Below are 24,648 nucleotides of genomic sequence, written 5' to 3'. Positions count from 1 at the left end.
TTTCATAAAAATAATGTGGGAGTCTAGCAACTGGTGCTGCAATCAAAAATCATTTGCATAAAATCGATTTGGTCTTTGTGAATGACCGGCGTTGCGGAGACTTTAGTTACCTGACGGTTTTCCCATGCGTAATCATAACGCGTAAAGTTTAATTTCCCTTCTGTGTTCTCAGTAACACTGACAACCATGCTTTGGTGGGGGGAAGTATCCAGTAAATCCAGAAGCTCACGAATAGTTTTATCGGCGTGTTTAAGCTGCAATAATTCATGCGGGCCTTTATGGTTTACAAAAATATAATCGCATCCCAGCATTGTACTCAGACTCAATACAAACTCACCGCGAGCAACAGCACTGGCAACATCGAAACCTTTCAAACCGTGGCTTGGACATGAGTCTGGCGTTCGATATTCTCCCTGATGGGCGCTTTGGCTGTGAGGCATACGTCTCTCCGCAGGCTAATGGTTTATTGTTATTGCTTCCCGCAATTGGATTTCCGTGTTTACAGACGCTATCAAAGTAAAATCTATCAGTCACTCGCCTAAAAAACCATAGATGAAAACAAAAAAATGTCGATAAATTTAACAGTTTTTACGCGATGAACTTCTCAAAAAGGAATAAAAAAAGCGGCTGGTTAGCCGCTTTTCTTTTTTGTATCAAGTAATTAGCTGTAATAAATAATGCCAGGTTCTATCAAGCTTTTGCGCGTGTAACCAGCGCTTCTTTGATGGTGTTACGCATATGGCGCAACGCTTTTTCAGTGGTTTCCCAATCAATACAGGCGTCTGTAACCGACACACCATATTTAAGATCGCATAAATTAGCCGGAATGTTCTGATTGCCTGCGCCAATATTGCTTTCTACCATCAGGCCAATAATGGATTTATTGCCTTCAACAATTTGGTTAGCAACATTTTCCAAGACCAGGGTTTGCAACTCGTGGTTTTTATTGGAGTTGGCATGGCTGCAATCGACCATAATGTTGGGGACGACTTTGGCTTTTGCTAACTCTTGCTCGCAAATAGCAACACTGACCGAGTCATAATTAGGTTTGCCATTGCCACCACGCAGTACTACATGACCATAGCTATTGCCGCGTGTATGGATAATAGATACCTGGCCTTCAGTATTAATTCCCAGAAAACGATGTGGTTTGGATACCGATTGCAGGGCGTTAATTGCCACCGTCAAACCACCATCTGTGCCGTTCTTGAAGCCGACAGCAGATGATAAGCCACTGGCCATTTCGCGATGGGTTTGCGATTCGGTGGTACGTGCGCCAATTGCTGACCAGCTAATCAAGTCGTGCAAGTATTGTGGCGATATAGGGTCAAGCGCTTCAGTTGCAGCCGGGAGGCCTATTTCAGCGATATCCAGCAATAATTGACGACCAATATGTAAACCTTCTTCAATTTTGAAGGAGTCATCCAGGTATGGATCATTAATCAGGCCTTTCCAGCCAACGGTTGTGCGTGGCTTCTCAAAGTAAACCCGCATAACGACATAGATTGTATCGCTGACTTCATCCGCCAACTTTTTCAAACGCTGGGCGTAATCTTTGGCTGCGGCTACGTCGTGAATGGAGCAGGGACCAATTACTACAAAAATGCGGTGGTCCTTACGATCCAGTATGTTGCGTACAACTTCACGGCCGTGGGTGATGACTTCACACGCTTTTTCGGTTAACGGAATTTTTTTCTTAAGTTCTGCCGGAGAGATCAGCAGCTCTTGCGACACCACATTAAGGTCATCGACTTGGGTACTGGTCATGATGTTATTTCCTGAAAATATCAAATCGAGGCCATTCTACCGAAAACGAATCAAAAAGTGGGATGGTTTTTTTAATATAAGCCATAAATAAAGATAATTAGTCTGATTTTTGCTGGTTTGTGAGGCTAAATATATAAAAATTATAAGTTAAATTATCCTTTTAATTATTTTGTCCTCTTAAAAGGCTAATAAAAAAGATATTTATCCTTTTTATCTTTATACGGTAGGAAAGAATTGATTAATTAAATCAACTGTTAGGCTGCTTTTTAATCATTTATTGGATTTGGTTAGGGATGGTGAAATGAATGCTTGATTGCTATGGTGCCATCTTTATTTTTATACCCCGATCCTGAGAGTTTGGACATTTACTGCTATGAACATGCGAAAGGAAATACATACCCGTTTTATTCTTGCCCTCCTGGTTTGCTGTGGATTGGCAGTACCTGCCATGGCAGAGCCTGTCAGGACGGCGCTGGTATTGGGTGGGGGCGGTGCTCGTGGTGCGGCGCATATCGGTGTGCTGGAGGTTTTGGAGCGCGAACGGATTCCAATTGATTGTGTCGTTGGAACCAGTATGGGGGCGTTGGTGGCAGGTTCTTATGCGGCGGGTTTGTCACCCAAAAAGATGCGCAAGAAGTTGGCTGAGGCCGATTGGACTGATATTTTTCTGGATGTCGCCGATTTTTCGCAATTGAGCTACCGCAAGAAAAAAGTCAGTCAGCGCTATTTACCGGGCACTGAATTAGGGGTCACCCATAAAGGATTCCAATTGCAATCGGGTGTAGTGGCAGGTGAAAAGATCAAACTCTTTTTCAATCAGTTAGTAGATTCCAACCTGGGTGAGCGCAACATAGAGCAGCTAGCGATTCCTTTGGCGATTGTTGCAACTGATATTGGCACAGGCGAGCGCGTTGTATTTCGCGAAGGTAGCCTCACCCAGGCGATGCGCGCAAGTATGTCGGTCCCTGGTTTGATGGCTCCCGTTGAATATAAGGGGCGCAAGCTGGTTGATGGGGGCCTGGTTGATAACGTACCGGTTGTACTGGGGCGTGAACTTTGTAATGCGGATCGTGTCATCGCTGTGAATGTGGGGTCTCCCTTGCGGGAACCGGAAAATATTGGTTCGATGTTCAGTGTGACTGCACAGATGATTGGTACGCTTACCAAGCAAAACGTGGAGCGTTCACTCTCCAGTTTGACCGGTCAGGATATTTATATTTATCCGGATTTGGGCACTATCAAAGCCTCCGAATTTGCGCGTTATGACGAGGCTGCGGATGCTGGTCGTGCCGGTGCTGAAAAACAATTAATGTTTTTGCGTACGTTATCAGTCGACCAAAATACATACTCTGCGTGGAAAAAGAAAAATAAATACGCCCCCAAAACCGAAATTGTTATCGATGAAGTTCGCATTGCCCCCACCAAACGTATACATCGTGATTATGTGGCACGACAAATTCAGCAGTTGCCGGGAACGCTGTTGGATCGTCCCGAGCTGGAGCAAGATCTTATCCGAATTTATGGTGACGGTTTTTACCAGAATGTGGATTATCGGGTCGTCAATGAGAATGACAAAAACATCCTAGAAGTGGTTGCGCGGGAAAAGGACGCGAGCCTCGACTATTTGATTTTTGGTTTTTCCATTGATAATGAATATCGACAAGAATCCAATTTTAATTTTCGCGCGGCGTATCGCAATACCTGGTTGAATTCCTATGGCGGAGAGTTTTTTGCGAGCGCTGATGTTGGAGGAAAGCCGCGCGTTGAGTTGGATTTTTATCAGCCGTTAGATACCCGGCATCACTTTTTTATTGAGCCGAATTATCTGCGCAAGCGCGAAGAAATTAGCATCTTCATCGATGATGAGCGTATTGCCGAATATCAATTGGATACATCATATACCGAGGTTGTTTTAGGTTCAAACCTTGGAGGTTATGGTCAATCCCGTTTGGGTTGGCGTGACTACCATGTCAACGGTTCAGCAGATTTAAGCAGTATTACGTTGCCTGATGTTAACGAGCGCTTCGGTGGCTTTTTGTATGAATTAAATCTGGATCGGCGCAATCGTTTGTATTTCCCATCCCACGGTTGGCGTGCGGATATCAGTTACTTTGATTCACATCATGAGGATTACAGTAAATTAGCTGCTGACCTGGGCGGTGCTTATAAATTGGGCGATTATGTTTTGAGTATTCGCACTGCGTACATCACTTCAGTAAAAGGCCAATTGCCAATATATGACGCGGTTATGTTAGGAGGCTTTTTGAAAATGTCCGGTTATGCCAGTAATCAGATTCTTGGCGATGAAGCATTCTACGGTCATTTGCGAACTGAAAAAATTATTGGACGTATGCCACTGGGGTTAAACGGGGATTTGCGTTTGGGGTTTGGTTTGGAAGCTGCGAAGCTGGAAAAAAATTACACTATGTCGGTAGGCGATGACTGGCTTGATTCGGGCGTTATTTACCTTGGCGGTGAAACACCGTTTGGACCTCTTTATATGGGATATGGATTCACATCTCGCGGGGATTACAATCTATATCTACAGCTCGGCGCTTTGTGATTTTTTGATAAAACGGGCCACAGGGTGGCCCGTTTTTTATGTTAGAAATGAAATACCGCTGCAGCGTAAGGACCTTTCAGCTCCAGATTTGTTGTTACATCATCTTCATTGATATCAATTTTCATTGTGCGATAACCAACCTCAAGTCCGAGATCCAGTGCTGAATCAAACATGTAGCTGATTTTTGCATTGTAATCATGCAAGTTGTTGCCATCGTAACTAATAAAATTTCCCTCAATGCCCGCAGAGAAACCAGTGAGTGGCAAATCAAATTGAAATTTTCCATAAATCAGTGGCACAGTTGCGTCCACATCAATTTCATCACGCAGTGTGAGCGCTTCGGCTTTTAAGTGCCCCGAATATTTTCTTAATGTTATGCCGAGATCAAGGTTTAGCCAGTTGTCGAGAAACTCGTAATAAAGTGATGCATCTGTGGAACTCAAATCAAAATCAGTCTTTACGCTGGTGCCTGCCGGGAAAACAACATTATCAATGCTGAAATTGTTATTGATAGTGCCGGTTTGATCGCTGGTGATATTGTTTTGTTGTACTTTGAGGTTGGGTAAAAAGGGAACTGGATGTTCAATGGCAATATAATAAAAATTATTGTTGTTATCTTTCATTCCCAAATCATCTGCGCTGACTTTTGGGTCACCTGCTGAGCCTGAATATTCGCTTTGCCAGCTGCCGGCACCAGCATAAATTCCAAATACGGTATCTGCACTTGCGTGTTGGCAGAAAGCCAACGTCAAGGCGACAAAAGAAATTTTTCCTGTTTGCGTTATGTGTCGCATAAAGTTTTCCTGTGACATTAAGTGGGTTTTGTAATGACAAGTGTGCCGAAATTTTTATAGATTGCCCACTAAATGTTTCGCAGAAATGTCATCGCCCTGAAGCAAGGTTAAAAAAACACGTGCTGCATTATTTAATGTGCGCTGATTATGATGAATGCAACCCAATGGGCGCATGATTGGCGGGTGATCTACATTTAATATTTGCAATTGTTCGTCAATGATTTTGCGCGGCAATACCCCCCAACCAAGATTAATGCTAAGCAGCATTTTAATTGTATCGAGATGGTTGGAAATCATGCCGATATCCAGCGGTAAGCGTTCATCGTCAAACAAATTTTTTATGAGTTGGGTTGTGTAAGTGTTGGTGTCCGGCATTATTGCCTGGAATTGGCTTAAATCGGCCAGGTGAAGATGCGATTGCGTTGTATTGCCATGGGTTGCGAGGGGGTGAGAGGGCGCGACGACGAAGTGGAGTTGGTCGTGCCAGAGGGTGTGGCTTTGGAGTCGTGCGTCTTGCGAAAGCGCGAGCGTAATAATGGCGAGGTCGAATCTGCCTTGTAAGATTTCATGGTATGCCTGCTCCGAATCTAAAAAATGTAAGTCCAGCTTCACTTGGGGGTAGCGCGTTGAAAATTCACGCAAATAGGGTGGTAAATAGTGCAGCCCTACATGGTGGCTAGTAGCAATGCTCAGCTTGCCTTGAATATCTCCCTGTAAGTCTGCAATGGCCCGTTGTGCCGCTATTACCTCCCCCAAGATTAGTTTTGCTTTGCTTAATAAGACCTGACCAGCCTGGGTTAGTGCGACTTGCCGGCCTATCCGGTCAAATAAAGGTACCTTGAGTTGCTCCTCCAACAAGGCAATACGTTTGCTAATCGCCGGTTGTGTCAGGTGCAGCCGCTCCGCAGCAGCAGAGAAAGACCCGTTTTCAGCGATGGCGACAAATGCCTGTAAGTGTTGTGTATCCATTCGTTGAATATTTAGACTATTCCTGAATGGAATGCAATATATAAAAAAGATAAATTTGTTTTATGGATTTGCCGGGCGTAGCATGGCGCTATTCTTATTATTAGTTTCATCGCAACCTTGTGAGTCGGGCCCTAGCTGCCTTATTGGAGATCACCATGGCTAAAACGCTTTATGACAAATTGTGGGATGCCCACCTCGTCCACCAAAGTGACGATGGCTCTGCACTTATCTATATAGATCGCCACATCGTTCACGAAGTGACGTCGCCCCAGGCGTTTGATGGTCTGCGTATGGCAGGACGCAAGCCCTGGCGTGTGGACTCGATCCTCGCCACCCCGGATCACAACGTACCTACTACCCGGAAAGAACGTGCCCATGGGGTAAGTGGTATTCAGGACCCGGTGTCATTAATCCAGGTAAAAACGCTGGATGATAACTGTGATGAATTCGGTATCCTCGAATTCAAAATCAATGATGAGCGCCAGGGTATTGTGCATGTAGTGGGACCGGAAACCGGGGCCTGTTTGCCCGGTATGACGGTGGTGTGCGGTGACTCCCATACAGCCACTAACGGCGCATTGGGATCATTAGCGCACGGTATTGGTACCAGCGAAGTAGAGCATGTAATGGCTACCCAATGCCTGGTCGCAAAAAAAATGAAGAATATGTTGATTAAGGTTGATGGAAAGCTTGGCCTTGGCGTAACGCCAAAAGATGTGGTGCTCGCTATCATCGCCAAAATCGGTACCGCTGGCGGTACCGGTTATGCAATGGAGTTTGGTGGCCAGGTATTTCGCGAGATGAGCATGGAAGGTCGCATGACCGTGTGCAATATGGCGATTGAAGCCGGCGCACGCGCGGGTATGGTCGCTGTTGATCAAACCACTATCGATTATGTAAAAGGCAGAACTTTCGCTCCCAAAGGTGATTTATGGGAGAAGGCGGTTGCGGAATGGAAAAACTTTGTCAGTGATGACGGTGCCCATTTTGATTCGGTCGTTGAAATAAATGGTGCCGATATCAAGCCGCAGGTTAGCTGGGGCACTTCACCGGAAATGGTGGTTTCGGTCGAGGACAAGGTGCCTGATCCCGCGAGTGAAATCGATCCGGTAAAACGCAACGATATGATTCGTGCGTTGCAATATATGGGGTTGGAGGCGAACCAACCGATTACTTCTATTCATGTGGATCGCGTGTTTATTGGTTCTTGCACCAATTCCCGTATTGAAGATATTCGCGCTGCGGCAGAAGTTGTTAGGGGGCGCCAAAAGGCCGGTTCTGTTAAAGAGGCAATTGTTGTTCCCGGCTCCGGTGCAGTAAAAGCGCAAGCTGAAGCGGAAGGTTTGGATAAGATTTTTATCGCGGCAGGATTGGAATGGCGCGAGCCCGGTTGCTCTATGTGCCTTGCCATGAATGCTGACAAGCTCGGGGCAGGTGAGCACTGTGCTTCAACGTCTAACCGCAACTTTGAAGGTCGCCAGGGGTACGGTGGTCGCACTCACCTGGTGAGCCCTGCGATGGCAGCTGCTGCAGCAATTGCAGGCCATTTTGTCGATGTTCGCACTTTCAATTAAGAGGAGACGCCCATGAAAAGTTTTACTGTTATACAAGGCATTGCGGCTCCTATGGATCGTGCAAATGTCGACACTGATATGATCATCCCGAAACAGTTTTTGAAGTCCATCAAGCGCACGGGTTTTGGTAAAAATTTATTTGATGAATTGCGTTATCTCGACGAAGGCAAGCCGGACCAAAGCTGCGAAGGTCGCCCGATTAATACCGGGTTTCCACTGAACTTTCCGCGTTATAAAGATGCCAGCATTTTACTGGCGCGTGAAAATTTTGGTTGTGGTTCAAGTCGTGAGCATGCTCCATGGGCATTGGATGATTACGGTTTTCGCAGTGTAATTGCGCCGAGCTTTGCCGACATTTTCTTTAACAACTGTTTCAAAAATGGTTTGTTACCTATCATTTTGAGCGAAGAGATTGTTGATAGGTTATTTAAAGAAATGTACGCAACGGAAGGTTATCAATTAACGGTTGACCTTGCTGCGCAAACGGTAACTACACCATCTGGTGACAGTTTTGGATTTGAAATCGATGCATTTCGTAAGCACTGCTTGTTAAATGGTTTGGACGATATTGGTTTAACCCTTGAGCACGCCGATAAAATCCGTGCTTATGAAACCCGGCGTCGCGCTGAAGCTCCCTGGTTATTTGATGTAGTAAAATAAGAATTTTTAAAATTTGGAGAATGCTTGTGGGTAAACATATTTTAATTCTGGAAGGCGACGGTATAGGTCCTGAAATCGTACGTGAAGCGCGCAAGGTGCTTGATGTTGTTAATGCGAAATTTGATCTTGGCTTGACGTTTGAAAACGATCACATGGGTGGTTGTGCGATTGATGCTTATGGCGTCCCTCTGGCAGATTCAACCTTGGAAAAAGCACGCAAAGCCGATGCGATTTTGTTAGGCGCAGTTGGTGGCCCCAAATGGGACAAGTTGGATCGTGCAATTCGCCCGGAAAAAGGCTTGTTGAAAATTCGTTCGCAATTGGGCTTGTATGCGAACCTGCGCCCGGCACTGTTATATCCCCAATTGGTAGATGCATCTTCATTGAAACCTGAAGTGGTTTCAGGTCTCGATATTTTGATAGTTCGTGAATTGGCTGGTGGTATCTATTTTGGTGAGCCGCGCGGTATTCGCGTACTCGAGAATGGTGAACGCGAAGGTTACAACACTTACAAATATTCGGAGAGCGAGATTATCCGTATTGGCCGTACCGCATTTGAGATGGCGCGCAAGCGTAATGGTAAGGTCTGCTCGGTGGATAAGGCTAACGTGCTGGAAGCAACCATGCTCTGGCGCGAAGTGATGGATACATTGCATAAAGAGTATCCGGACGTAGAGTTGTCACATATGTATGTGGATAATGCCGCTATGCAACTGGTGCGTGCGCCGAAACAATTCGATGTGTTGGTGACTGGCAATATGTTTGGTGATATTTTGTCCGACGCGGCGGCTATGTTGACCGGCTCAATTGGTATGCTGCCATCGGCCTCGCTGGATAAAGATGGCCGTGGTATGTACGAGCCATGTCATGGTTCGGCCCCGGACATCGCCGGGCAGGGTATCGCAAACCCGCTTGCGACTATTTTGTCGGTATCCATGATGTTGCGTTATTCGCTCGGCTATCCGCAGGTTGCGGATGCGATTGAAGTGGCAGTTGGCAGTGTGCTGGATCAGGGTTTCCGCACTGCCGATATTTATACGGAAGGTAAGACCAAAGTATCTACCTCGCAAATGGGCGATGCTGTTGTTGCGGCTTTGAATGCATAGTTGCAGCGCTGGCTGGATTAATTAGCTTTTGAATGAAAGAGAGACTGAGATGAAAGTAGGTTTTGTAGGTTGGCGCGGCATGGTTGGTTCCGTATTAATGGAGCGTATGCAATCAGAGAATGATTTTGCCGATATCGAGCCCGTATTTTTCACCACTTCCAACGTGGGTGGTGCTGCGCCAGCAGTTGCGGCTGGTTTGCCTGCATTGAAAGATGCTTATTCTGTAGATGATCTGAAACAACTGGATGTAATTGTGACCTGTCAGGGTGGCGATTACACGAATGAAATTTTCCCGAAGCTGCGCTCTTCCGGGTGGAATGGTTACTGGATTGATGCAGCTTCCAGCCTGCGTATGGAAGATAATGCTGTCATTATCCTCGACCCGGTTAATCGCGGCCTTATAGATAGCGCCCTGCAAAAAGGGGTTAAAAACTTCATCGGCGGTAATTGCACCAACTCTATCATGCTGATGGGAATGGGTGGTCTGTTCCATGCCGGTTTGGTGGAGTGGGTTAGCTCTATGACCTATCAGGCGGCGTCGGGTGGTGGTGCAAATCACATGCGCGAATTGTTGAAAGGCATGGGTGTAATTCATAACGCGGTAGCCGATGAGTTGGCAACACCGGCATCAGCCATTTTGGATATCGATAGAAAAGTTGCTAACACCATTCGCAATGATGTGCCACGTGAGTTTTTCCCTGCCCCGCTGGCTGGTGGTTTGATCCCCTGGATCGACAAGCAATTGGATAACGGCCAATCTAAAGAAGAATGGAAAGGTCAGGCTGAAGTTAACAAAATTCTAGGCACCGACAGCACTATTCCGGTGGATGGTTTGTGTGTTCGTATCGGTGCGATGCGTTGCCACAGCCTGGCGCTAACCGTCAAACTCAAGAAAGACCTTCCGCTTGAGGAAATTGAATCCATTATCAAGTCAGGTAATGACTGGGTGAAATTTGTGCCTAATGATCGCAGCATCACTGAGCAAGAACTGACACCAGCCTCTATCACTGGTGGTTTGAAAATTGGTGTTGGTCGTGTGCGTAAGCTGAATATGGGGCCGGAGTATGTATCGGCCTTTGTGATTGGTGATCAATTATTGTGGGGTGCTGCGGAACCATTACGCCGTATGCTGCGCATCCTGAAAGAATCAAAATAAGCGGTTTTTATTTTGTTTTATCTAAAAACCCCGGGCCTAAAAGCCCGGGGTTTTTGCTTTATATAACCTTTTTGGTAATAAATAAGGATTTAAATGTCAGGCTTTTTTCACATTTTTGCCAAAAGCTGGTATCAACGCTTTAAAAAAACGGTTTAATGACAGCTTTGTCAAGACCCCGAGTATTGATAAAAACCTATTTATAATGAATACTTACGAAGGATACTGAATATTTATTCGAGGTTTTAAGCCTCTTAAAGCAGCGTACCCCTTCAGGTCGATGCTGTGTATATCAACTAAAATGTCTGGCTAATCATTGCAATTCAGCCGTGGAATAATAAAAGGATAGCGCTATGCGTCTTCGTCAGTTGGTTTTAGCCTGTGGTCTCGCGTCTCTGGCGCTCTCATCTCATGTGAGCGCATTGGGGCTAGGTGAGGTTAAGCTCAAGTCAACGCTGAACCAGCCTCTGGAGGCTGAGGTAAAGTTGCTTGATACGCGCGATCTTACAGCTGAACAGATCCTGGTGACTTTAGCCTCACCGGCAGATTTTGAGCGTAATGGCGTTGATCGTTTGTTTTTCTACACTGAATTCCAATTTACGGTAGACCTTGAAGCGGCAGATGGACCCAAAGTATTGATTACCTCACGCAATCCGGTGCGCGAGCCTTACCTGAACTTCCTGATTGAGGCGCGTTGGACTGCGGGTCGTTTGTTGCGCGAATATACCTTGTTGATGGACTTGCCAACCTTTGAAGAGGATGGGGCAACCCGTGCCGTCCAGTCGGCACCTGTTTCGACTCCACGCTCAACGGCACAGCCATCCCAATCCACTACCCAAACTGCATCCCCGACTACATCCCCAGCCCAGAGAGCTCCAGCGGCCAGAGCCTCGTCCGGTTCAGGCGGTGCCAGCCCAAAGCCTAAACTGAGTGGCAATGATTATGAAGTTCGTGGCAATGACACACTCTGGGAAATAGCGCTGCGCGCTCGCCCTGACTCCAGTGTTTCTGTTCACCAAAGTATGATGGCTTTGTACAAGGCCAATCCTGATGCGTTTATTGCTGGCAATATTAATCGGTTACGTCGCGGCCAGGTATTGCGTGTTCCCGATGCGAATGAAATGAAATCATTGAGCAAATCTGAAGCTGTCAGCCAGTTTGCATCTGCCAGTGGTGATTCTGCATTGGGTGCGCAAATCAATGCTTCCCGTCGTACAAGTACTGCACCCGCTGAGTCTACAGCGGTAAGTGGTCGCGTTAAGCTGGCTGCTCCTTCTACAGGTAGCGGAGCAGGAAAGGGCAGCGGCGCGAATGACGGTTCTGGCAAGGCATTGGAGTCCGAGCTGGCGACTACCCTGGAAGAGCTGGATAAGTCCAAAGCTGAAAACACCGAGCTGAGTTCTCGCGTGAAAGATCTGGAATCGCAAATTGAAACCATGCAGAAGTTGGTTGATGTCAGCAATGAAAAATTACGCGCACTCCAAATCGCTGCCGAGCAAAAAAATGAAGGTAAGGGTGCTACAGCTCCTGCAACCCCGGCTCCTGCAACCCCGGCTCCTGTAACCCCAGCTCCTGTGACTACCGCACCTGTCGAAGCTCCGGTTGTTGCCACTGAAAGTGCTGTGGATAACAGTGTTGTTGCTTCAAGTGCGGCGGCAGCTGTTCCTCCTAAACCTGCAACCAAACCAGCTGCTCAGCCAAAGCCAGCGACTACGCCAACACCTGAACCCGAGCCAGATTTGGTTGCTACGGCAATTGAAAATGCTCCCTGGATCGGTCTTGGCGTTTTAGGTTTGGCTGGTGTTGGCTATGCCGTTTACCGCCGTCGCAAGCAGCAGGAAAACGAACAGCAAGAGTTTGAACAGGAAGATGTTTTTGCATTCGATGAAACACCCGGTCAAATAGATGAGCCGGTAGATGTCCCGGACAATTTTGCTGATATCAATGAATCATCATTATTTGCAGAGGACCAGCCTGCATCAGCTGTTGCTGAAACCAGCGATGTTGTGGGTGAGGCTGACATTTACATTGCTTACGGCAAGTTGGATCAAGCCGAAGAGATGTTGCTTAATGCATTGAAGAAAGACCCTGAGTCAACCGATATTCGCATGAAATTGCTGGAGGTTTACGCGCAGCAGCAAAACGTATCCGGTTTTGACAAGCACTATGCAGCGCTTTTGCCGTTGGCTGGCGCAGCAGTTCTGGCGCGGGCATCCGAGTTACGTTCAGGTATTTCCGGCGCCGGTGAATTTGATACTGGTGCTCCGGCATCAGAAGAATTTGCACTTGATGATTTTGATTTGGACGATGATTTGTCAATTCCCGAGCAATCGCCTGCACCTGCTCCCTATGAACCGGGTGACTTTGACTTTGCGTTAGATCTGGATGATGAAGAGCCGAATCAACCGGTTGTGGCTGAGTCATCGACAAATGAATTTGATCTCGATTTGGATGACTCCGATTTGGCTAATACCCAGGCGGATGATTTATCCGAGCTTTCCCTTGCATTGGATGATCTGGATAGCAACGTATTACCAACAGAGGATGTAGAGCCTGCAACTGCAGCAATTGAAGATGAGTTTAATTTTGATCTGGATGATGATCTTGCATTGGATGAGGATCTGGTGCTGGATGATGAAGCCGTTGCGTTAATAGATGAGCCATCAAGTGCTCCGGTAGTTGCTGATGCGCCAGAGTCACTCGATGTTGCGGCGGACGATTTTAACCTCGATATGAATGTCGATGACATTGATCTGGCGGCGCTTGATCATGAAATGAAGAGCCTTGATGTCGATTTTGATGACGATGCTTTAGAAGCTGATTCTGCCAGCATCTCTGAATTTGCCGCGCAGGAAATTGCCAAAGATCAGGCTGAGCTTGGGTTGGATCTTGATGATGATTTGCAATTGGATGATCTTTCATCATCGGGTTTGAATTTGACTGATGCACTCGATAACGCCGATAACGCAGTTAATTTTGATCTGGACGATGATGATATTGCCGGTCTGGATTCCGAACTCGCAGCTGATTTCTCAAATGATACTGATTTGGTGTTGGACGGAAGTTCAGGCGAGCTGTTGGATTTTGATCGTAGTTCCGAACCTGCTAATGAATTGGCAGATCTTGATCTTGAACTCAGTGATCTGGATTCCGATAGTGCATCCCTTGATGATCAGGAGTTGGATTTCAGTATTGAAGAGCCTGCGTTAGCTGAGAGTAATCTTGCTGATACCAGTGTTGATCTGGAGTTGGATGATGAAATCCCTTCCGCGCCTGAAGCGATAGTTGCCCAGGAGGAGCCGGTTTCTCCGGAATTGGTTGCGGAGGATCATCACGATGAAGATTTATTTTCACAGGCATTATCCGATTTCTCGGCAGGTTCTGATGACCTTGATTTGAACGAGTTTTCCAGTGATGAGGCGGCATTGGCTGATTTATCAGATGATGATATGGATTCTGAACTGGATTTCCTGGCGGATGCTGATGAGGCGGCAACGAAACTGGATTTGGCCCGTGCGTATATCGATATGGGCGATGCTGAAGGCGCGAAAGACATTCTCTCCGAAGTTATCAATGAGGGTAATGATGACCAGCGGAAAGAGGCGAATGAGTTGCTCGGCCGCATAGTTTAATTATTATTTTGCTTACCAAAGCCTTGTACCTCTGGTACAAGGCTTTTTTATTTTATGCCCTGAATTGTTGGATGTTTGTTGTTCATGAGCGAAAACTTTATTCCTACCTCAAAACCTTATGCCCGGAATGGCGAAATTGTCGCGGACACGCCTTGGCCCGAAGGTATGCACAGGATTGCCTTGGGTATTGAGTACAAAGGGGCAGATTTCCATGGTTTTCAGGTGCAGCCCAGCGGCGTTAAAACTGTACAGCAAGCGTTGGAATATGCGTTATCGAAAGTGGCTGATGAAGAAATTACGCTGGTCTGTGCTGGTCGCACCGATGCTGGTGTCCATGCGACTAATCAGGTAATTCATTTTGATACGCTGGCGGTACGCCCGGAAAAAGCCTGGTTGCGGGGTACTCGTCCGCACTTGCCAGATGCGGTTGGTGTACGTTGGGCTAAAGAAGTTACTCCGCAGTTTCATGCGCGCTTCAGTGCGCTGAATCGCACCTATCGCTATTTGTTGAGCGATGCGAAGACGCCATCTGCGTTATTGCATGATCAGGTGACCTGGTCATCGCGTCCGCTGGATGTATCACTTATGCGTAAAGCTGCTGCACATTTAGTGGGGCAGCATGACTTTACCTCCTTTCGCGCTACCCAATGCCAGGCAAAAAGTCCGGTACGGAAAATCGAGTATCTGCATCTGGCCAGGCGTGGCGATCTTATTGTGTTAGAGGTGCAGGCCAATGCATTTCTCCATCATATGGTGCGCAATATTGTTGGTGTTTTGCTGACAGTAGGAGCGGGTGACAAGCCGCCTGAGTGGGTTGCCGAAGTTCTTGCTGCGCGTGATCGCAGTGCTGGTGGCGTAACAGCAAAACCCTTTGGTTTGTATCTCGTTAACGTTGATTATCCACAAGATTTTGTTTTACCTGCGTGTTTTCCCGGGCCTTTATATTTTCCCGAGCCGATAGGAGGCTTTGCGGCAGAGCTGTAATTGCTTGATTTTTGTGCTTGGTCTTTATGCGGTTTTTCGCTGTGAAGTCTGTTAATATCCCCGCCTGATTTTTAAAAGCGACCCTGTTTGTGCGGTCGTTTTTATATTTTATGAGGCTGACAGGAGCATTTCGGCGTGTCCGGCGTAAGAGTTAAAATTTGCGGTATTACCAATATAGAGGATGCTCGAGCAGTTGTTGATGCCGGCGCACATGCCTTGGGATTGGTGTTTTACGAAGCAAGCCCTCGCGCCGTTAATATTGAGCAAGCACGGGCGGTTGCCTTTGCTGCTGGCCCCTTTATCAGTGTGACTGCTTTATTTGTAGATCCTCCTGCATCGTTGGTGGAATCGGTAGTTGCCGGAGTTCCTGTTCAGTTATTGCAATTCCATGGTGATGAGGCGGCTGTTTTTTGTGAAAGCTTTCAACGCCCATATATAAAAGCTATTCGCATGCGACCGGATTTGGATATTGCAGCTGCTATCGCTGCTCATCCGAATGCTTCTGGATTTTTGCTTGACGCATATCGCCCGGGTGTTCCCGGGGGCACGGGAGAAACATTTGATTGGGGCAGGGTTCCTCGTAACTCCAAAGCACCAATTGTACTTGCTGGTGGTTTGACATCCGAAAATGTTGCGGAAGCTATTCGTAAAACCGGTGTCTATGGGGTTGATGTCAGTGGTGGTGTAGAATCAGCGCCCGGAAAAAAAGATCACAACCAAATCAAATCTTTTATTACTAATGCCCGGTCAGCCCGGATTTAATGGTGCTACCGGCTTACTACAGGTGATTTAACGGTGAGTCAGTCGATTGATTACAGTGCTTTCCCCAATGAGGAAGGTCATTTTGGCCCTTACGGTGGCCGTTTTGTGTCCGAGACATTGATTTACGCGCTCGATGAACTTCAGTCCATTTATTCGCGCTTGAAAGATGATCCGGGTTTCCAGGCTGAATTCGATAAGGACATGGCCCATTATGTTGGCCGTCCATCCCCCCTTTACCTCGCTGAGCGCTGGACCCGCGAACTGGGTGGTGCGCAAATTTATTTAAAACGTGAAGACCTCAATCACACCGGTGCCCATAAGGTTAATAACACTATTGGCCAGGCGTTGTTGGCGAAATTTACCGGCAAATCCCGTGTAATCGCTGAAACCGGTGCAGGGCAACACGGTGTTGCCACCGCGACTGTTGCCGCTCGCCTTGGTTTAAAATGCCGCGTTTATATGGGCGCTGAAGATGTCAAACGTCAGGCACTGAACGTATATCGCATGAAATTACTGGGCGCAGAAGTATTTCCGGTAACGTCCGGCTCCCGCACCTTGAAAGATGCGATGAACGAAGCCATGCGCGATTGGGCTACCAATGTGGATGATACTTTCTACATTATCGGTACCGTTGCCGGCCCGCATCCTTACCCGCAATTAGTGCGCGATTTCCAATCAATTATTGGTCGTGAAGCCCGGCGTCAATCATTGGAGCAAGCAGGTCGCTTGCCTGATGCACTGGTAGCTTGCGTTGGTGGTGGCTCCAACGCCATTGGCCTGTTCCATCCATTCCTTACCGATGAATCGGTAAAAATGTACGGCGTTGAAGCGGGTGGTCTGGGTATTGAAACCGGCAAACATGCGGCTCCATTAAATAAAGGAATTCCCGGTGTATTGCATGGCAATCGCACCTATTTGATGGAAGATGAAAACGGCCAGATCATTGAAACTCATTCAGTATCGGCTGGTCTGGACTACCCCGGTGTTGGCCCCGAGCATTCCTGGTTAAAAGATATTGGCCGCGTAAATTATGTAGCAATCAACGATGACGAAGCCCTGGCTGCGTTCCGTAAAGTGACCAAAACCGAAGGTATTATGCCTGCGCTGGAATCAAGTCACGCCCTGGCTTACGTTGAAAAATTGGCCCCGACCATGAGCAAAGATCAAATTATTATTGCGAACCTTTCCGGTCGTGGTGATAAAGATATTTTGACGGTGGCAGGTTTGGACGGTATTACCGTTTAATAAAATCTTTTAACAAAACCAAATTTATTTTTAATGTCACATCGTTGACAGTTATTTCAGGAATGATCGATGAGTCGTATTTCCCAGCGCTTGAACCAGGCCAAGGCCTCAGGCAAAAAAATTCTCGTCGCCTATGTGGTGAATGGCGATCCATTTCCGCAAGCAACCTTACCCACATTGCATGCAATGGTGGAGCAAGGTGTTGATGTTATTGAATTGGGTGTGCCTTTTTCAGATCCAATGGCAGAAGGCCCGGTGATTCAAAAAGGCCATGAGCGCGCGCTTGAGCACGGCACCAGTTTGAATGGCACATTGGAAATTGTTAAACAATTTCGCGCAACCAATAACACTACTCCAGTTGTATTGATGGGTTATGCAAACCCCGTGGAACGTTTTGGTTATGCGGAGTTTGCCAAGGCTGCCGCAAATGCGGGTGTTGACGGTTTATTAACAGTCGATTTGCCGCCTGAAGAAGTCGCTGTGCTGAAGGCAGAGCTCGACGCAAATGGCCTTGATAATATTTTCTTGCTTGCACCAACCACTACTGTTGAGCGCGCCCAAAAAATTGCCGCCCACGCATCCGGTTTTCTTTACTACGTTTCGCTTAAAGGCGTAACAGGTGCAGGGCATTTGGATGTTGATGCGGTTAAAACCAAATTGGCTGAATTCGGCAAATTAACGGATTTGCCGGTTTGTGTTGGTTTTGGTATTAAAGATCCTGAAACTGCAAAAGCGGTAGCCGGTCTGGCTGATGGTGTAGTTGTTGGTAGTGTGTTGGTTGATAAAATGGGCGCGCAAGCTGATAAAACAGCAGAAGAAATTGCAGCATCTGTTGGGGATATTATCAGCGGCATCCGCAAAGCCATAGATACCCTCTAATTACAATTTCAAACTTGGCTAAATAAATTTTTATTTGGTTGAATACAATTTTAATCCTGGTTGTTCGTTACTGATCTGAACAGTCAACTAACTTGAAACAAAATACAGAGATGCAACCATGAGTTGGTTAGATAAAATTATTCCGAGTATTTCCCGCACTGAAACCAAACGTAGTAACAAGGTTCCTGAAGGTTTGTGGGAAAAATGTGTCAAGTGTGATGCTGTACTGTATAAGCCGGAAATGGAAAAAACGCTGGATGTTTGCCCCAAGTGCGATCATCACATGCGGGTTGGTGCGCGTGCACGCTTGAATATGTTTCTTGATCCGCAGAATCGCCAGGAACTGGCAACTGAAGTTGAACCAATTGATCGCTTGAAATTTAAAGACGTAAAAAAATACAAAGATCGTTTGACCGCAGCGCAAAAAGAAACCGGCGAAAAAGATGCACTGGTTGCTATGCGTGGTGAGTTAAAAGGCATGCCGATAGTTGCTGTCGCATTTGAATTTGCCTTTCACGGCGGCTCCATGGGTTATGTGGTAGGTGAGCGTTTTACACGTGCCGCAACTATCGCATTGAAAGAAAATATTCCCTTTGTTTGTTTCTCCGCTACTGGCGGTGCGCGTATGCAAGAGGCGTTAATTTCGCTAATGCAAATGGCGAAAACCAGCGCGGTAATTGAACGTTTGAAGATGCAAGGTACGCCTTACATCTCTGTAATGACGGATCCGGTTTATGGCGGTGTTTCTGCGAGCCTTGCATTGCTGGGTGATTTGAATATTTGCGAACCAGGTTCACGCGCCGGTTTTGCCGGCCCAAGCATTATTGAACAAACCATTCGACAAAAATTGCCAAAAGGTTTCCAGCGAGCAGAATTTTTGTTGGAGCACGGTGCTATCGATATGATTATTCATCGTCGCGATATGCGCGATAAACTTGCCTCATTATTAGCGAAATTTACCCGTAAAGCGGCGGTGTAATTAGTAAGTATGCGGCTTGATTCGTTATCGGCGTGGCTGGAATGGTTAGAGCAAAACCATCCGCAGGAAATTGACCTGGGTTTGGAGCGGGTTGCCTGTGTCGCCGCGCGGATGACATTGCGAAATCCGAATGCAAAAGTTATTACTGTTGCCGGGACCAATGGCAAAGGCTCCTGTGTTACGGCAACGGCAGCACTGCTTTCTTCAGCAGGCTATTCAGTCGGTGTTTACACATCTCCCCATTTAATCCATTACAACGAGCGTATTGTTGTTGATGGAAAGCCTGTTGCTGATGACGAAATTTGCTCTGCATTTGCTGCAATTTATTTGGCGTGCCAGCAAATTTCACCTGAATATCCGCAACCTATCAGCCTTACTTATTTTGAATATGGCACCTTGGCGGCGCTGGAAATTTTTCGCCGTCGTAATGTCGCTGTTTTAGTGCTCGAAGTAGGTTTGGGCGGGCGCCTGGATGCGGTCAATATTATTGATGCAGATGTCGCAGTAATTACCAGCATTGCGTTGGATCACATTGATTGGCTGGGTGATAACCGTGACTCGATTGGCTATGAAAAAGCCGGCATTATGCGTGCAGGCAAGCCAGTTATCTGTGCGGATTTTGCTCCTCCCAAAACTGTTCTTGATCATGCGATGGCATTAGCTGCGCCATTGTATTTAATCAGCCGTGATTTTGGATTTATGCAAGTTAATGCAGAGCATTGGAATTGGTGGAGCGGTGCGCGAGAGTTTCTCGATCAACCATTGCCGCAGTTACCTTTGCCCAGTGTTGCAGCTGCATTGCAAGTTGTGCATCTGTTGGGGTTAAGTTTGCCCGCACTAAATGCATTTGATTGCGTTGCTGCGTTACGTGTTCCTGGCCGCTTTCAAACAATTCAATGGAATGACCGGCAAGTTATTTTGGACGTTGCACACAATCCTGCTGCAACAGCATATTTAGTTGAGCGCCTTGTGCAAAATGCATCTCCTTCATCCAGTGTTTATGGAATTGTGGCGATGATGTCAGATAAGGATCGCGCCCAGAGCCTGGCAAATTTAAAAGGGCGGATTAATCACTGGTATTTGGCGAATTTGGAATTTATTCCACGTGCTGCAACTCTTGAACAGCTGCGTCAAAATCTAGCAGATTTAAATGTTGAACCCGAGTTCTCCGGGAGTGTTGCTGAATGTTTGCAAGCCGCTTTAGGTAGCTCTAATCCCGGTGACCGTATCCTGATATGTGGCTCCTTTTACACCGTGGCTGCCGGTTTGCAGGCCTTGGCTATACCGGTAACCTAAATGGCACTCCGGAAAAATAATAATCGTTTTTATTAACCTGTTTGATAAACGGTGCAGAGGTTTCAGGTGAGAGAATCTGTAAAACATCGCTTGATTGGTGCAGCAGTGTTAGCTGCAATTGCAGTATTGTTCTTGCCCAGTTTTTTTAAAGACCGCCAACAATACCAAGTAAATACTGAATCACAAATCCCCGGGCGCCCAAGTATTACGGCGGTAGATTTTAATGAGCCTGCGCAACCGGAGGGGGTTGAGTCGGCACCTGCGCCGGAAACAATGTTTGTTCCGGATAGCGGCGATGCGGCGGTTAGCGAATTACCCGTACCTCCTGCTGAGAGTGTCGAGCCTCTGCAGGGGCAGAAGATAGTTGCCAGCTCACAAGCGCAAGCTTCTTCAGTTGCAAGTGTGGCGGGGGCAAAATCCGATCAGGTTCCCCAATTACCTTTAAATGCCCAGGGTTTGCCTGATGCATGGGTTATCCAGGTTGCCAGCCTTAGTGCGCAGGAAGGGGCCAATAAATTGCGCGACCAACTGCAAGCGGAAGGCCATAAGGCCTATGTACGCGCAGTACCTTCTGCAAATGGGAGTATATATCGCGTATTTATTGGCCCAAAGCAGGATAAAGCCCAGGCACTTGCGATTAAATCGCAATTGGACAAGCGCCTTAAAGTGAATTCACTGGTTTTACCCTTCAAACCATGAAGCCATAACGCCTCGCCTCTGGTAGAATGCGCGCCTCTGTAAACCTCTCACTTTTCTTCCGGAGCGGTCGGGCGAATGAATTGGGCTGATTGGGCCATTATCGGGATCTTTTCCCTGTCCTGTTTTATCGGTTTGATTCGCGGCTTTGTGCGCGAAGCGCTCTCGCTGGTGATCTGGATTTCCGCCGTACTGGTGGCCAGATTATTCGGTGGCCAGCTTGAAACCCTGCTGGTTGACCATATTGAAACTCCCTCCGTTCGTTTAATGACGGCCTACGCTGTATTATTTATTGCAACATTATTATTCGGTGCAATGATCAGTTATTTGGTAAGTGCATTGGTACGTGCGACCGGCCTGTCTGGCACGGATCGCTTGCTTGGCATGGTATTCGGCGCGGTACGCGCCTTTATTATCGTGATGGCAATTTTGATTTTATTACCCGGATTTATCCCTGTTAATGAAGACGACTGGTGGTTGCAAGCACAACTGATCCCCCATTTTCAATCCTGCGAAGGCTGGGTCGTTGAAGCTTATGATGATGTCAGTCAATGGGTTCAAACGCTTTTCGGCAGCGTAGAGCCGGCCCGGTCGGTGTGAGTTAACAGATTATTTCGTTATTAATTTTGTTCAAAGTTATTGAGGCAAGTTTATGTGCGGCATTGTAGGTATTGTGAGTAAGCGCGATGTGAATGTGCAGATTTACGATGCGTTAACCATTTTGCAACACCGTGGTCAGGATGCCGCCGGTATGGTCACCTGTGAAAACGGCCGCATGAGCCAGCAAAAAGCCAATGGGTTGGTGCAGGATGTTTTCAGGACTCGCCACATGCAGCGTTTGCTGGGCAATATGGGGATTGGCCATGTTCGTTACCCAACGGCGGGTAGCTCGGGGCCGGCACTTGCGCAACCTTTTTATGTGAATTCGCCCTATGGTATTGCGATGGCGCATAACGGCAATCTGACCAACGCTGACAAGCTCAGCGAAGATATTTTTAAAATGGATTTGCGCCACGTAAACACCGATTCGGATTCCGAAGTGTTGTTAAACGTGTTCGCACATGAATTGCAATTACAAGGCAAATTAAGCCCCACGGCGGAAGATATGTTTGCCGCTGTTGCCGGTGTGCACAAACGTGTTACCGGTGGATATTCGGTCGTAGCGCTGATTGCAAATTATGGTTTGGTTGCATTTCGTGATCCGAATGGTATCCGCCCCCTGGTATACGGCAAACGTAATGCAGAAGAAGGTGGTGTTGAATATATGGTGGCATCCGAAAGTGTTGCGCTGGATGTACTTGGTTTTGAATTAATTGACGACGTTGCGCCTGGCGAAGCTGTATACATTACCGAAGAAGGTGAATTGCATCGTCGCCAATGTGCACAAAACCCGCGTTTGAGCCCATGCATTTTTGAGCACGTTTATTTTGCTCGCCCGGATTCAATTATGGATGGCATTTCGGTTTATAAGGCGCGCTTGCGTCAAGGCGAAAAGCTCGCTGAAAAAATCCTGCGTGAACGCCCTGATCATGATATCGATGTAGTGATTCCAATCCCGGATACCAGTCGCGTCGCAGGTCAGGCGCTAGCACAAAAACTGGGTGTGAAATTTCGCGAAGGGCTGGTAAAAAATCGCTACATTGGGCGCACATTTATCATGCCCGGCCAGCAGCAGCGTAAAAAATCAGTGCGTCAGAAACTGAATCCAATCGAATTGGAGTTCAGGGATAAAGTTGTGCTATTGGTCGACGACTCTATCGTTCGTGGTACTACTTGCCAGCAAATAATCCAGATGGTGCGCGATGTAGGTGCGAAGAAAGTATATTTCGCCTCAGCCGCACCGGCAGTGAAATATCCTAACGTATACGGTATTGATATGCCGACTACGGCAGAGTTGATTGCACATGGCCGTAGCGATGAGGAAGTGTGCAAGGAAATTGGTGCTGATTGGTTGATCTATCAGGATCTTGAAGATTTGGTTGCAGCATCAGCAGAAGGAAATAATAGAGTTACCGAATTTGATTGCGCGGTTTTTAATGGTGAATATTGTGCGGGTGATGTGACTCAGGAATATCTGGATAAAGTTGCTGCTGCGCGTAATGACAGTGCCAAGTCTGGCAAAAAAAGCGTCAAGCAAATGGAGTTACCTATAGGTTTGCATAATGGCGCAGCGCGCGGCTAATGGTTAAAGATTTTGGTGAATGTTTAATGGATAATTTTTCAGAAGATCCGCTATTCGGTGCAGCCCTGGATACCCTGGCGATTCGCGCCGGTACCACTCGTTCGCACGAAGGCGAACACAGCGAAGCGTTATTTTTAACATCCAGTTATGTATTTGGTAGCGCACAAGAAGCAGCAGATCGTTTCTCCGGTGCACAGGAAGGTAACGTTTATTCTCGTTATACCAATCCGACCGTGCGTATGTTTGAAGAGCGTATCGCTGCACTTGAAGGTGCGGAAGCGGCAGTGGCTACATCATCTGGTATGGCTGCTATTTTGAGTACCTGTATCGCTTTATTAAAATCGGGTGATCATGTGCTCTGCTCGCGCAGTGTGTTTGGCACTACCACCGTACTGTTCACTAAATACCTGCAAAAATTTGGCGTGACGACTACGTTTGTAAATCCGGTTAATTACGACGAATGGGAAGCGGGTTTTACATCCAACACCAAACTTGTGTTTGTGGAAACTCCATCAAACCCATTGTGCGATGTTATTGATGTCCAGCGCCTTGCCGACCTTGCGCATGCACACGGCGCATTGTTTGCAGTTGACAACTGTTTTTGCACACCCGCATTGCAACAGCCATTAAAATTTGGGGCGGATTTAATTATCCATTCGGCTACCAAATACATTGATGGTCAGGGCCGTTGTCTCGGTGGTGTTGTTGCCGGTGCAAAAGTATTGGTCGATGAAGTGCTCGGTTTTATTCGCAGCGCTGGCCCAACGTTAAGTGCATTTAACGCTTGGGTATTTTTAAAAGGTTTGGAAACCTTGCGGTTGCGTATGGAAGCCCATTCGCGGAATGCATTGGAGCTGGCGCAATGGTTGAATTCACATCCGGCAGTAGAAAAAGTTTTCTATGCCGGTTTGCCATCGCACAAAGGTCATGAACTTGCGGCCAAACAACAATCAGCGTTTGGTGGAGTATTATCCTTTCGCGTGAAAGGTGGCCGCGACGAAGCCTGGAAAGTTATTGATGCAACCCGCATCATGTCTTTAACGGCGAATCTGGGCGATACCAAAACTACCATCGTCCATCCGGCAACCACCACCCATGGTCGTTTGTCACCGGAGCAGAAAGCTGATGCAGGTATTACCGAAAACCTGATTCGCATCGCAGTTGGTTTGGAGGAAATTGGTGATTTAAAAGCCGATCTCGCACGCGGTTTGGGTAATCCCTAGGCCAGCAGCGGGGCGGGGCTCAAAAAAATAGTTGTTGGGTCTTGTCCTTGCGAGTATGCCTTGGTAAAGTGCGCGCCCTGCCACCCGCAAGGGTAAGCATTTTAGGACTATAGCTCAGTTGGTTAGAGCACCACCTTGACATGGTGGGGGTCAGCAGTTCGAGTCTGCTTAGTCCTACCAGATT

Annotated in this window: 20 protein-coding genes and 1 tRNA gene; 17 read left to right on the top strand and 4 right to left on the bottom strand. The window is 47.1% G+C overall.

Annotated features, from left to right (window positions below; all coding sequences use genetic code 11):
• Positions 1–23 precede the first annotated feature (23 nt).
• Together A596_RS18850 and A596_RS18845 are read right to left on the bottom strand one after the other, a co-directional pair.
• The gene (locus A596_RS18850; protein ID WP_039917736.1) at positions 24–440 is read right to left on the bottom strand and encodes a hypothetical protein; all 417 of its coding nucleotides are present in this window, start codon (positions 438–440) and stop codon (positions 24–26) included.
• A 250-nt stretch (positions 441–690) separates the two neighbouring features.
• Positions 691–1,767 carry a 3-deoxy-7-phosphoheptulonate synthase gene (locus tag A596_RS18845; protein ID WP_039917734.1) on the bottom strand — a complete coding sequence of 359 codons (1,077 nt, stop codon included), beginning with the start codon at positions 1,765–1,767 and terminating at the stop codon, positions 691–693.
• Between the two features lie 373 nt (positions 1,768–2,140).
• Here A596_RS18845 and A596_RS18840 point away from each other — a divergent pair, with 373 nt between their 5' ends.
• Positions 2,141–4,330 carry a patatin-like phospholipase family protein gene (locus A596_RS18840; protein WP_039917732.1) on the top strand — a complete coding sequence of 730 codons (2,190 nt, stop codon included), beginning with the start codon at positions 2,141–2,143 and terminating at the stop codon, positions 4,328–4,330.
• A gap of 41 nt (positions 4,331–4,371) precedes the next feature.
• On the opposite strand, the gene A596_RS18835 is transcribed toward A596_RS18840, so the two are convergent.
• Both A596_RS18835 and A596_RS18830 read right to left on the bottom strand, forming a co-directional pair.
• Entirely contained in the window at positions 4,372–5,124 is a 753-nt protein-coding gene (locus A596_RS18835) for a TIGR04219 family outer membrane beta-barrel protein (RefSeq protein ID WP_039917729.1), read from the bottom strand.
• Between the two features lie 54 nt (positions 5,125–5,178).
• Positions 5,179–6,093, bottom strand: a complete 915-nt coding sequence (locus A596_RS18830; protein ID WP_039917726.1) for a LysR family transcriptional regulator — start codon at positions 6,091–6,093, stop codon at positions 5,179–5,181.
• Between the two features lie 155 nt (positions 6,094–6,248).
• Here A596_RS18830 and leuC point away from each other — a divergent pair, with 155 nt between their 5' ends.
• From leuC to A596_RS18750, 16 genes are all read left to right on the top strand, one after another.
• Complete coding sequence (gene leuC / locus A596_RS18825) at positions 6,249–7,667, top strand: 3-isopropylmalate dehydratase large subunit (RefSeq protein WP_039917722.1); 1,419 nt, start codon at positions 6,249–6,251, stop codon at positions 7,665–7,667.
• 12 nt (positions 7,668–7,679) lie between these two features.
• The gene (gene leuD / locus A596_RS18820) at positions 7,680–8,327 is read left to right on the top strand and encodes a 3-isopropylmalate dehydratase small subunit (RefSeq protein ID WP_039917719.1); all 648 of its coding nucleotides are present in this window, start codon (positions 7,680–7,682) and stop codon (positions 8,325–8,327) included.
• Positions 8,328–8,353: 26 nt separating this feature from the next.
• The gene (leuB, locus tag A596_RS18815; RefSeq protein WP_039917717.1) at positions 8,354–9,433 is read left to right on the top strand and encodes a 3-isopropylmalate dehydrogenase; all 1,080 of its coding nucleotides are present in this window, start codon (positions 8,354–8,356) and stop codon (positions 9,431–9,433) included.
• A 49-nt stretch (positions 9,434–9,482) separates the two neighbouring features.
• Entirely contained in the window at positions 9,483–10,589 is a 1,107-nt protein-coding gene (gene asd / locus A596_RS18810; protein WP_039917714.1) for an aspartate-semialdehyde dehydrogenase, read from the top strand.
• 350 nt (positions 10,590–10,939) lie between these two features.
• Positions 10,940–14,218, top strand: a complete 3,279-nt coding sequence (locus A596_RS18805; protein ID WP_039917710.1) for a FimV/HubP family polar landmark protein — start codon at positions 10,940–10,942, stop codon at positions 14,216–14,218.
• A gap of 84 nt (positions 14,219–14,302) precedes the next feature.
• Positions 14,303–15,202, top strand: a complete 900-nt coding sequence (truA, locus tag A596_RS18800) for a tRNA pseudouridine(38-40) synthase TruA (RefSeq protein ID WP_084128636.1) — start codon at positions 14,303–14,305, stop codon at positions 15,200–15,202.
• 135 nt (positions 15,203–15,337) lie between these two features.
• A complete protein-coding gene (locus A596_RS18795) occupies positions 15,338–15,964 on the top strand; it encodes a phosphoribosylanthranilate isomerase (RefSeq protein WP_039917708.1) in 627 nt (208 codons plus the stop codon).
• A 33-nt stretch (positions 15,965–15,997) separates the two neighbouring features.
• Positions 15,998–17,209, top strand: a complete 1,212-nt coding sequence (gene trpB, locus A596_RS18790; RefSeq protein WP_039917706.1) for a tryptophan synthase subunit beta — start codon at positions 15,998–16,000, stop codon at positions 17,207–17,209.
• Positions 17,210–17,278: 69 nt separating this feature from the next.
• On the top strand, positions 17,279–18,088 hold the full coding sequence (trpA, locus tag A596_RS18785; RefSeq protein ID WP_039917703.1) for a tryptophan synthase subunit alpha: 810 nt from the start codon (positions 17,279–17,281) through the stop codon (positions 18,086–18,088).
• A gap of 118 nt (positions 18,089–18,206) precedes the next feature.
• A complete protein-coding gene (gene accD, locus A596_RS18780) occupies positions 18,207–19,067 on the top strand; it encodes an acetyl-CoA carboxylase, carboxyltransferase subunit beta (protein WP_039917701.1) in 861 nt (286 codons plus the stop codon).
• 9 nt (positions 19,068–19,076) lie between these two features.
• Entirely contained in the window at positions 19,077–20,363 is a 1,287-nt protein-coding gene (gene folC / locus A596_RS18775) for a bifunctional tetrahydrofolate synthase/dihydrofolate synthase (RefSeq protein WP_039917698.1), read from the top strand.
• A 66-nt stretch (positions 20,364–20,429) separates the two neighbouring features.
• Positions 20,430–21,062: an SPOR domain-containing protein gene (locus A596_RS18770; RefSeq protein ID WP_039917696.1), complete on the top strand. Its 633-nt coding sequence runs from the start codon at positions 20,430–20,432 to the stop codon at positions 21,060–21,062.
• Positions 21,063–21,137: 75 nt separating this feature from the next.
• Positions 21,138–21,659, top strand: coding sequence for a CvpA family protein (locus tag A596_RS18765; RefSeq protein ID WP_039917694.1), 522 nt, complete (start codon positions 21,138–21,140; stop codon positions 21,657–21,659).
• A 52-nt stretch (positions 21,660–21,711) separates the two neighbouring features.
• Entirely contained in the window at positions 21,712–23,241 is a 1,530-nt protein-coding gene (purF, locus tag A596_RS18760; RefSeq protein ID WP_039917692.1) for an amidophosphoribosyltransferase, read from the top strand.
• A 26-nt stretch (positions 23,242–23,267) separates the two neighbouring features.
• Positions 23,268–24,464, top strand: a complete 1,197-nt coding sequence (locus A596_RS18755) for an O-succinylhomoserine sulfhydrylase (protein WP_039917887.1) — start codon at positions 23,268–23,270, stop codon at positions 24,462–24,464.
• 103 nt (positions 24,465–24,567) lie between these two features.
• A tRNA-Val gene (locus A596_RS18750) sits at positions 24,568–24,644 on the top strand.
• Positions 24,645–24,648 lie beyond the last annotated feature (4 nt).

This window comes from Cellvibrio mixtus subsp. mixtus J3-8 (assembly GCF_000766945.1).
GTDB classification, from domain to species: Bacteria; Pseudomonadota; Gammaproteobacteria; order Pseudomonadales; family Cellvibrionaceae; genus Cellvibrio; species Cellvibrio mixtus_A.
The sequence above is the reverse complement of the archived record's forward strand: the minus strand, read 5'-3'. Positions and strand labels throughout refer to the sequence as shown.